Source organism: Burkholderia sp. ZZQ-2, from assembly GCF_050768715.1.
Lineage (GTDB): Bacteria > Pseudomonadota > Gammaproteobacteria > Burkholderiales > Burkholderiaceae > Burkholderia > Burkholderia cepacia.
This window is the reverse complement of record NZ_LDVA01000039.1, coordinates 1-9,206: the sequence shown is the minus strand read 5'-3', so window position 1 is coordinate 9,206 and position 9,206 is coordinate 1. Positions and strand designations below refer to the sequence as shown.

Sequence of the window (9,206 nt, the reverse complement as noted above, 5' to 3'; positions counted from 1 at the left end):
GGCATCGCGACCGGCGCGTACACGCTCGTGCTCGCGTGGCTGCCGTCCTACTATATGCGGCTCGGCTGGTCGCCGACGGCGGCCGGCAGCCTGCTCGGCGGCGTGACGCTCGCGGAGGTCGTCGCGGGCCTGACGATCTCGGCGACGATCGACCGCCTGCCCGATCGCCGGCCGGCGCTGCATGCGGCGATCGCGTCGCTGTTCGTCGGCTTGCTGGTGATGCTGGCCGCGCCCGAAGCGCTCGCGTTGCCCGCCGCGCTGCTGATGGGCGCGGGGATCGGCGCGCTATTTCCGCTGTCGCTGATCGTCACGGTCGATCATGCGGCGACGCCGGCCGATGCCGCGTCGCTGACGGGGTTCGTGCAGGGCATCGGCTACCTGATCGCCGGGCTGTTTCCGTTCGCGGCCGGCATCGTGCGCCAGCATCTCGCGGACCTGACGCCCGCATGGGTCGCGATGGCCTGCCTGTGTGTCGCGCTGTTCGCGCTGGCCGCGGGGTTTGCACCGCGGCTCGCGCGGCGTGTTGCGCGTGCCTAGCGCGGGACGGGGAACACAGCCGTTGCCGTTCGGCTGCGGCCGCCGCTCAGCAAGGTCCTTGTGATTGACTGCGGCGCGACTGCACGCGCGACACCGAACGCACATCGTCGACTCTGGCCCGGAAGCAACGTTCGCGGCGCGCGCGGCAACGCATCGTACTGGAGCGTGGTCGTGCTCAACCCGCCCCCCGTCGTCGGCATCGCCGCGTCGATCCTGATCCTCGGCGAATCGGCCACGCCGATCTACTTCGCCGGCGGTGCGATCACGATCGACGCGGCGCTCTGCACGCACCTGCGCGAACGCCGCGCCCGTGCGTAATCAACCCGCACTCGCGTACAACGTCGAATCCGCAAACCCTTCGGCGTCGAGCACGCGCCCGATCAGGATCAGCGCGGTGCGCTCGATCTGCGTGCCCTGCACCTTGGCGACGATGTCGGCGAGCGTGCCGGTCACGCGTTCTTCGTCCGGCCAGCTCGCGCGATAGATCACCGCGACCGGGCAATCGGCGCCGTAATGCGGCAGCACTTCGTCGACGATGCGGGCGAGATGGCGCACGCCGAGATGGATCGCGAGCGTCGCGCGGTGCGCGGCGAGCGAGCCGAGCGCTTCGCCTTCCGGCATCGTCGTCTTGCCCGCGAAGCGCGTGAGGATCACCGTCTGTGCGACGCCGGGCAGCGTCAGCTCGACGCCGAGCGTCGCCGCGCATGCGGCCGTGGCCGTCACGCCGGGCACGATTTCGTACGGTATCCCGAGTGTCTTGAGACGGCGGATCTGTTCGCCGATCGCGCCGTACAGCGACGGGTCGCCCGAATGCACGCGCGCAACGTCCTGCCCTTTCGCGTGCGCGGCGGCGAGCAGTGCGACGATGGCATCGAGGTCGAGCTCGGCCGTGTTGACGACCTGCTCCGCGCGATGGCCGTCGAGCACGGCGGCCGGCACCAGCGAACCCGCATACAGGATCACCGGGCACGTGCGCACGAGGCGCTGGCCCTTCACCGTGATCAGCTCCGGGTCGCCGGGGCCCGCGCCGATGAAATACACCGTCATCGAAAAATCTCCGTCAATTCATGGGATGACCGGCCGCGCGGCGTCATGCGCGCGCGGCCGGATCGAGCGCGTCGATGAGCGCCGCGGCCGAGTCGAACGCGCGGTCGGCGTCGGGCAGCGGCGGCCGGCGCAGCATCACGACCGGCAGCCTGCGTTCGCGCGCGACGTCGAGCTTGGCTTCGGTGGCCGCGCCACCGCTGTTCTTGCTGACGACGACGTCGATGCCCGCCAGCGCGAACAGCGCGCGCTCGCCGTCGAGCGTGAACGGCCCGCGCGCGGCGACGACCTGCGCACGCGCGTTGCCGGGATGCGGGTCGAGGCAGCGCACGAGCCAGAACTGGTGCGGCGGGATCGCGTCGAGATGTGCGAGCGGTTCGCGGCCGAGCGTGAACAGCGGCCGCCGGAACGGCGCGAGCGCGGCTTCGATGCCGGCCCAGTCGTCGACCATGCGCCAGTCGTCGCCGGGTTGCGGCGACCACGGCGCGCGGCGCAGCGCCCACAGCGGCACGCCCGCTTCACGCGCCGCGGCGGCGGCATTCGCGCTGATTTGCGCGGCATACGGATGCGTCGCGTCGATCACGAGGCCGATGCCGGCGTCGCGCAGATACGCGGCCAGCCCGGCCGCGCCGCCGAAACCGCCGACCCGCACGTCGCAGCGCAAGTCGTCGGGTGTCTTGCCGAGGCCGGCGAGACTATAGACATGATGCGGGCCGAGCGCGCGCGCGATCTTCAGTGCGTCGCCGGTGCCGCCGAGCAGCAGGATGCGGGCGCTCATCGCGCTGTCCCGACGAAGCGGCCCTGCCGGTCGATCGCGAACATCTCGACCGCAACCGACGGCGGCACGATGTCGCGCGCGACGCGCAGCGCGTGCGCGCAGACGAGATCGCCGAGCGGCACACCGTCGGCGTGCGCGAGCTTCAGCGCTTCCTGGCTCGTGTTCGCGGCGCGCATCGCCGCCTGCAGCGCGTCATTGGCGCCGGCCTCGGCCGCCCACTGCGCGAGCAGCGGCAGGTCGATGCTCGAATGGCGGCTGTGCAGGTCGAGATGGCCGGCCGCGAGCTTGCTGAGCTTGCCGAAGCCGCCGCACATCGACAGCCGCGCGACCGGCGCGCGCCGCAGGTGCTTGAGCACCGCGCCCGCGAAATCGCCCATCTCGATCAGCGCCATGTCGGGGAGGTGGTAGTGCGCGCGCATCGCATCCTCGCTTGCGTTGCCCGTGCACGCGGCGATATGCGTGATGCCGTTCGCCCGCGCGACGTCGATGCCCTGGTGGATCGACGCGATGTAGGCCGAGCACGAGAACGGCCGCACGATGCCGGTCGTGCCGAGGATCGACAACCCGCCGACGATGCCGAGGCGCGGGTTCATCGTCTTCAGCGCGAGCGCCTCGCCGCCCTCGACGCCGATCGTCACGTCGAAGCCGCCCGCATAACCGTGCTCGGCCGCCAGCGCTTCCAGGTGCGTCGTCATCATCTGGCGCGGCACCGGGTTGATCGCCGGTTCGCCGACCGGCAGCGTCAGCCCCGCGCGCGTGACCGTGCCGACGCCCGGCCCCGCATGAAAACGCACGCCGGGCGCCGCCGCGAGCGCGACACGCGCGAAGATCAGCGCGCCGTGCGTGACGTCCGGATCGTCGCCGGCATCCTTGATCGTGCCGGCTTCCGCGCCGTCGGCCGTCGTCCGGCAGAACTCGAGCCGCATCATCACGCGCTGCCCCTTCGGCAGCACGATCTCGACCGCGTCGTCCGCACGCCCCGCGAGCAGCAGCCGCGCGGCGGCGAGCGACGTCGCGGTCGCGCAACTGCCGGTCGTGTAGCCGAAGCGTAGCGGCGCGGGCTGTTCGGGGGTTTCGTCGCGCATCACGCGTCCGTTGTATGCGTCGTGGCCGGCGAAGCCGCCGTGTCGGCCATGTCGGCCGTGTCCGGCTTGCGCACGTCGTACAGCGTGACCGGCAGCGGCTGACGCCAGGTGTCGAAGCGGCCGAGCGGCTCGGCATGCGCGAGCGACACGCGCGTGAGCGTGCCGCCATGCGTCTCGCGCCATGCGGCGAGCGCCAGCTCGCCCTGCAGCGTGACCGCGTTCGCGACCAGCCGGCCGCCGGGCTTCAGCGATGCCCAGCACGCGTCGAGCACGCCGGCCGCGGTCGCCCCGCCGCCGATGAAAATCGCGTCGGGCGCGGCGAGCCCCGCGAGCGCCTCGGGCGCGCGGCCCGCGACGAGTTGCAGGCCCGGCACGCCGAGCGCGTCGCGGTTGTGCTCGATGAAGCGCTGCCGCTCCGCATGCGCTTCGATCGCGATCGCCTGGCATGACGGATGCGCGCGCATCCATTCGATGCCGATCGAGCCGCTGCCGGCGCCGACGTCCCACAGCAGCTCGCCGGGCACGGGCGCGAGGCGGCCGAGCGTCATCGCACGCAGGTCGCGCTTGGTGAGCTGGCCGTCGTGGCGGTACGCATCGTCGGGCAGGCCGGGCGTGAGCGCGCGGCGCGGCGCGTCGGGGCCGGCCCGGCAGTCGAGCGCGACCAGATTGAGCGCGGCCGTTTCGGCGACGCGCCAGTCCTGCGCGAGCCCGTCGAGACGCCGCTCGAGCGGGCCGCCCAGATGCTCGAACACGCTGATGCGCGTCGGCCCGAAGCCGCGTGCGACGAGTTCGGCCGCGACGGCGGCAGGCGTCCGGCCGTCGGCGCTCAGCACGAACAGGCGACGGCCCGGCAGCAGGTGGCGCGCGAGCGCCGCAAGCGGACGGCCGACGAGCGAAACCGCGCCGACATCCTGCAGTGCCCAGCCGAGGCGTGCGGCCGCCAGCGACAGCGACGACGGCGCGGGCAGCACGCGCCATTCGTCAGGGGACAGCGAGCGCGCGAGCGTGGCGCCGACGCCGAACAGCATCGGGTCGCCGCTGGCGAGCACGCAGACGGGCGACGTGCGCCGTGCAAGCACGCCCGCAAGGTCGAACGGCGACGGCCACGCTTCGCGCGCGGCCGGCAGCCGTGCGGGCAGCATGTCGAGATGCCGCTTCGCGCCGACGACGAGCGTCGCGTCGAGCAGCGCGCGGCGCGCGCTGCGGCCGAGCCCCGCGTAACCGTCGTCGCCGATGCCCACTACCGTCAGCCACGCCGTCATGCACCCTTCCCCATCGTTCGATTCCATCCCGTTTGTTGCGATGCGCGGCTGCCGGGGCGCCGCGCGTTGATTCGTTGCTGATCCCGATCCGCTTTCGCGCCACGCACGCCCTTCGGTGCGATGCAGCGGCGACGTCACCCGAGCGGCACGCCGACGACAAACGTCAGCAAGGCCAGAACCATGCCGCCGATCGACGCGATCAGCAGCCAGCCGAGCAGCAGCCACATGAGCGGCCGCGCCCCGCTTTTCCTGTACAGGAGCGTGCCGCCCGCGATGATCGGCACGCCGAGGCCGGCGAGCCCGACATTCTTCGGCCACTCGGCCGACGGTGCAAGCGGGATCAGCACGCACGCGAGCAGGACCCATGCGGGGATGGCCAGCAGGCCCAGTGCGATGCCCATGCCGAACAGTTCCGTCCTGCCGAGTTTCATGGCGGATGCCGGCGGTCGCCGATCTGATGTCGAGGCGCCAATCCTACCATTTGCGAGACAGCGCAAAACCGTCTGCGGCCATGCTGCGACGCGGTTGCGCGACGCACCGCCGATGCCGGATCGTCGCGAAAATCGGGTATCCTACGGCCGTTCGTTCGCCGGTGCCCTTCGGGGCCGAAGAGGGAACACAGGGCGCCCCACGCGCCGCTGTGGCTGCCCCCGCAACTGTAGACAGCGAGCCGATCTCCCCCTCATGCCACTGGTTTCACCGGGAAGGCCGGGAGCCGGCGCCGACCTGTCAGCCAGGAGACCTGCCGGCCAGAAAGTGCGTGCGTGCCAGTCGGCGTCGGGCGGGGTGTACCGACGCGTTGGCCGCGGCGCGACACTGCCCCGGTACCCCGTGAGTTCCGCACCCGATTCGATTCCTGCGTCGCCCGTCGTGCGCCCGTCGGCTTGCCCGGGGCTCGTGCGCGTGGTCGCGGCCGCCGACGGCGGGCTGTGCCGGATCAAACTGCCCGGCGGCCGGCTCGATGCGCGTCAGGCGCGCGCGATCGCCGCCGCCGCGCGTGCCTGCGGCTCCGGTGCGATCGACGCGACCAATCGCGCGAATCTCCAGCTGCGCGGCATTCGCGACGACGCGGCCGACGCGCTGATACGCGCGTTGCTCGACGCGGGCCTCGGCCCGTCCGTCGACGCCACCGCGGATGCCGTCGCCGATACCGCCGCGCTCGCCGCGAGCGACGACGTCCGCAACGTGATGCTCAGCCCGCTCGCCGGTGACGACCCCGCCGCCCTCGTCGACAGCCGCGCGCTCGCCGCGCCGCTCCTCGACATGCTGGCGCGCGAGCCGCGCCGTGGCGAGCTGTCGCCGAAATTCTCGATCCAGCTCGACGGCGGCGAATCGGTTGCGGCGCTCGATCATCCGCACGACATCTGGTTCGCCGCGTGGCGTCGCGGCGACGGTGCGGTGCGCATCGCGGCCGGGCTGGCCGGCTGCCCGCCGGTCGCGCACGACGACCGACCGGCCTCGGTCGATGTCGCGCCCGATCAAGGCGTCGCGCTGGTCCGCGCGCTGCTGCTCGCGTTCCTCGATCTCGCGCCGGCGGACGTCACGCGGATGCGTGCCCTGCTCGCGACCTGCGGCGAACGCGCGCTGCTCGAACGCGCACAGCACTATGTGCCGTTCGCGCTTGCGGCCGATCCGGCGCTCGCCGGCTGGCGCCGCGCGCGCACCGATCCGGCACTGCGTTTCGGCGTACATCCGTCGCGCGATGCCGCGCGCTGCCACGTCGGCGCGCAATTCCCGCTCGGCCGGCTCGACGCCACGCAACTGGAACGGCTCGCCGCGCTGGCCGAAACCGACGGCGACGGCACGCTGTCGATGACGCCCTGGCAAGGCGTGTTCATGCATCGCGTCCCGCGTGAACGCGCGCCGGCCACGCTCGATGCGCTGGCGTCGCTCGGCCTCGTCTGCGCGTCGTCCGACCCGCTGGCGTCGCTCGTCGCGTGCACCGGCAGCGCGGGCTGCGCGAAAGCGCGCGCCGACACGAAACACGACGCGCTCGCGCTCGCCGCGCGCATCGGCCATGCGGTCGACGTGCACCTGACCGGCTGCGAGCGCCATTGCGCGCTGCCGCATCCCGCGACGCACACGCTCGTCGCGGTTGCGCCCGCGCACTACGACCTTTACCGGCGCGATGCGGCCGCGGGCCTCGGCGCCCCGCTCGCGCGCCATCTGACGATTGACCAGGCCGCGGCCCGACTGACGGGCGCGCGGCACAGCCAGGACACCACCGATGCTTGACTACATTCGCGACGGGCAGGAAATCTACCGCCAGTCGTTCGCGACGATCCGCGCCGAGGCCGACCTGTCGCAGGTTCCGCCCGACCTCGAGAAACTCGCGGTGCGCGTGATCCATGCGTGCGGGATGGTCGACGTCGTCTACGACCTGCGCTTCTCGGCCGGTGCCGGCGCGGCGGGCCGCACGGCGCTCGCGGCCGGCGCGCCGATCCTGTGCGACGCGCGCATGGTCGCCGAAGGCATCACGCGCGCGCGGCTGCCGGCCGGCAACCGCGTGATCTGCACGCTCGGCGAGCCGGAAGTGCCCGATCTCGCGCGGGATCTCGGCAACACGCGTTCGGCCGCCGCGCTCGAACTGTGGCGTCCGCAGCTCGCCGGCAGCGTCGTCGTGATCGGCAATGCGCCGACCGCGCTGTTCCATCTGCTCGACATGATCGACGCCGGCGCGCCGCGCCCCGCATTGATCCTCGGTTTCCCGGTCGGCTTCATCGGTGCGGCCGAATCGAAGGCGCTGCTCGATGCCGACAGCCGCGGCGTCCCGTACATCACGCTGCTCGGCCGCCGCGGCGGCAGCGCGATGGCCGCTGCGGCGGTCAACGCACTCGCGACGGAGGTCGAATGACGACCGCGCGCGGACGCCTGTTCGGGGTCGGCGTCGGCCCCGGCGATCCCGAACTGATGACGATCAAGGCGCTGCGCGTGCTGCAGGCCGCGCCCGTGGTCGCATATTTCGTCGCGAAGGGCAAGAAAGGCAATGCATACGGCATCGTCGAGGCGCACCTGCGGGACGAGCAGACGCAACTGCCGCTCGTCTATCCGGTAACGACCGAGGCACTGCCGCCGCCGCTCTGCTACGAGACGGTGATCGCCGATTTCTACGACACGGCCGCCGGGGTCGTCGGTGCGCACCTCGATGCGGGGCGCGACGTCGCGGTGATCTGCGAAGGCGACCCGTTCTTCTACGGCTCGTACATGTACCTGCACGACCGCCTCGCGCCGCGCTACGACACCGAGGTGATCCCCGGCGTATGCGCGATGCTCGGCGGCACCGCCGTGCTCGGCCAGCCGCTCGTCTATCGCAACCAGAGCCTGTCGGTGCTGTCGGGCGTGCTGCCCGAGCACGAGTTGCGCACGCGGCTCGCGCAGGCCGATGCGGCCGTCGTGATGAAGCTCGGCCGCAATTTCGACAAGGTGCGGCGCGTGCTCGACGAGCTGGGGCTCGCGAAGCGCGCGCTGTATGTCGAGCGCGCGACGATGGCAAGCCAGCGCATCGTGCCGCTCGATGAAGTCGATCCGATGGCGTCGCCGTATTTCTCGCTGCTCGTCGTGCCGGGGGAAAAATGGCAAGGATGACGACCCCGCCCGCGATCGTGATCCTCGGCGCGGGCGCGCTCGATACCGCACGGCGCATCCAGGCGCGTTATCCGGGGGCGCGCGTGCACGGCCTCGCATCGCGCGTCGCCGCCGACGTGCCGTTCGACGATCTCGGCGCGCACTTGCGCGAACTCTATGCACGCGGCCTGCCGATCGTCGCGCTGTGCGCGGCCGGCATCGTGATCCGCTGCATCGCTCCGGCGCTTGCCGACAAGGGCGTCGAACCGCCCGTGCTCGCGGTGGCGGAAGACGGTTCGGCGGTCGTGCCGCTGCTCGGCGGGCTGACGGGCGTCAACGTGATGGCGCGCGAAATCGCTGCCTGCGTCGGCGTCGCGCCGGCGATCACGACGAGCGGCGAACTGCGCTTCGGCGCGTGCGTGCTCAATCCGCCGGAAGGCTATGCACTCGCCGATCTTGCCCAGGGCAAGCGCTTCGTGTCCGATCTGCTCGCGGGTGCGTCGACGCGCATCGACGGCGCGGCGCCGTGGCTCGACGATGTCGCGCTGCCGCGCGACGACGCCGCGGCGCATGCGATCCGCGTGACGCCCGAAGCCTGGCGCGGCACGCGTGACGAGCTCGTGATTCATCCGCGCAGCGTGGTGGTGGGCGTCGATGCGCACGCTATTCGCGCGGACGGCGCGCTCGCGGCGCGCATCGCGGCATCGCTCGACGCGCAGGGGCTCGCCCGGCTGGCGCTCGCGGCCATCGTGGCGCCCGCGGCGGCGATCGGCGATGCCGCGCTGGAGGATGCGGCGCACACGCTCGACGTGCCGCTTCGTTTCGTCGATGCAGACGGCGACGGTGACGGCGGCGCACCGGCGGATGCGGCCGCGCTGCTTGGCCGCGCGTTGCGTGTCGTGCACACGCTGCGGGCCACGACGAACGGCATCGCAT

At 72.3% G+C, this 9,206-nt stretch carries 10 protein-coding genes, 1 pseudogene and 1 riboswitch; of the genes and pseudogenes, 6 read left to right on the top strand and 5 right to left on the bottom strand.

The window, feature by feature from the left end:
* Both ABY44_RS01290 and ABY44_RS01285 read left to right on the top strand, forming a co-directional pair.
* A partial coding sequence (locus ABY44_RS01290) for an MFS transporter (RefSeq protein WP_431640754.1) occupies positions 1–537 on the top strand: 537 nt, incomplete at its 5' end.
* A 171-nt stretch (positions 538–708) separates the two neighbouring features.
* Positions 709–855 carry a hypothetical protein gene (locus ABY44_RS01285; RefSeq protein WP_155637884.1) on the top strand — a complete coding sequence of 49 codons (147 nt, stop codon included), beginning with the start codon at positions 709–711 and terminating at the stop codon, positions 853–855.
* On the opposite strand, the gene cobM is transcribed toward ABY44_RS01285, so the two are convergent.
* The 5 genes from cobM to ABY44_RS01260 all read right to left on the bottom strand — a co-directional run bounded on the left by cobM (position 856) and on the right by ABY44_RS01260 (position 5,137).
* The gene (gene cobM / locus ABY44_RS01280; protein ID WP_060172228.1) at positions 856–1,584 is read right to left on the bottom strand and encodes a precorrin-4 C(11)-methyltransferase; all 729 of its coding nucleotides are present in this window, start codon (positions 1,582–1,584) and stop codon (positions 856–858) included.
* A gap of 43 nt (positions 1,585–1,627) precedes the next feature.
* Positions 1,628–2,359, bottom strand: coding sequence for a cobalt-precorrin-6A reductase (locus ABY44_RS01275; protein ID WP_027787405.1), 732 nt, complete (start codon positions 2,357–2,359; stop codon positions 1,628–1,630).
* Complete coding sequence (locus ABY44_RS01270) at positions 2,356–3,444, bottom strand: cobalt-precorrin-5B (C(1))-methyltransferase (protein ID WP_060172226.1); 1,089 nt, start codon at positions 3,442–3,444, stop codon at positions 2,356–2,358. The genes ABY44_RS01275 and ABY44_RS01270 overlap by 4 nt, the downstream gene beginning before the upstream one ends.
* Entirely contained in the window at positions 3,444–4,706 is a 1,263-nt protein-coding gene (locus ABY44_RS01265; RefSeq protein ID WP_060172224.1) for a bifunctional cobalt-precorrin-7 (C(5))-methyltransferase/cobalt-precorrin-6B (C(15))-methyltransferase, read from the bottom strand. The genes ABY44_RS01270 and ABY44_RS01265 overlap by 1 nt, the downstream gene beginning before the upstream one ends.
* A gap of 134 nt (positions 4,707–4,840) precedes the next feature.
* Entirely contained in the window at positions 4,841–5,137 is a 297-nt protein-coding gene (locus ABY44_RS01260) for a hypothetical protein (RefSeq protein WP_060172222.1), read from the bottom strand.
* A 142-nt stretch (positions 5,138–5,279) separates the two neighbouring features.
* Positions 5,280–5,470: riboswitch (cobalamin riboswitch) on the top strand.
* A 106-nt stretch (positions 5,471–5,576) separates the two neighbouring features.
* Here ABY44_RS01260 and cobG point away from each other — a divergent pair.
* The 4 genes and pseudogenes from cobG to ABY44_RS01240 form a co-directional block, all read left to right on the top strand.
* Positions 5,577–6,941, top strand: a complete 1,365-nt coding sequence (cobG, locus tag ABY44_RS01255) for a precorrin-3B synthase (RefSeq protein ID WP_081079539.1) — start codon at positions 5,577–5,579, stop codon at positions 6,939–6,941.
* A complete protein-coding gene (locus tag ABY44_RS01250; protein ID WP_060172220.1) occupies positions 6,934–7,560 on the top strand; it encodes a precorrin-8X methylmutase in 627 nt (208 codons plus the stop codon). The genes cobG and ABY44_RS01250 overlap by 8 nt, the downstream gene beginning before the upstream one ends.
* Entirely contained in the window at positions 7,557–8,291 is a 735-nt protein-coding gene (locus ABY44_RS01245) for a precorrin-2 C(20)-methyltransferase (protein WP_060172217.1), read from the top strand. The genes ABY44_RS01250 and ABY44_RS01245 overlap by 4 nt, the downstream gene beginning before the upstream one ends.
* Positions 8,288–9,206: pseudogene (locus tag ABY44_RS01240) on the top strand (cobalamin biosynthesis protein CbiG); the annotation flags it as partial. The gene ABY44_RS01245 and the pseudogene ABY44_RS01240, both read left to right, overlap by 4 nt.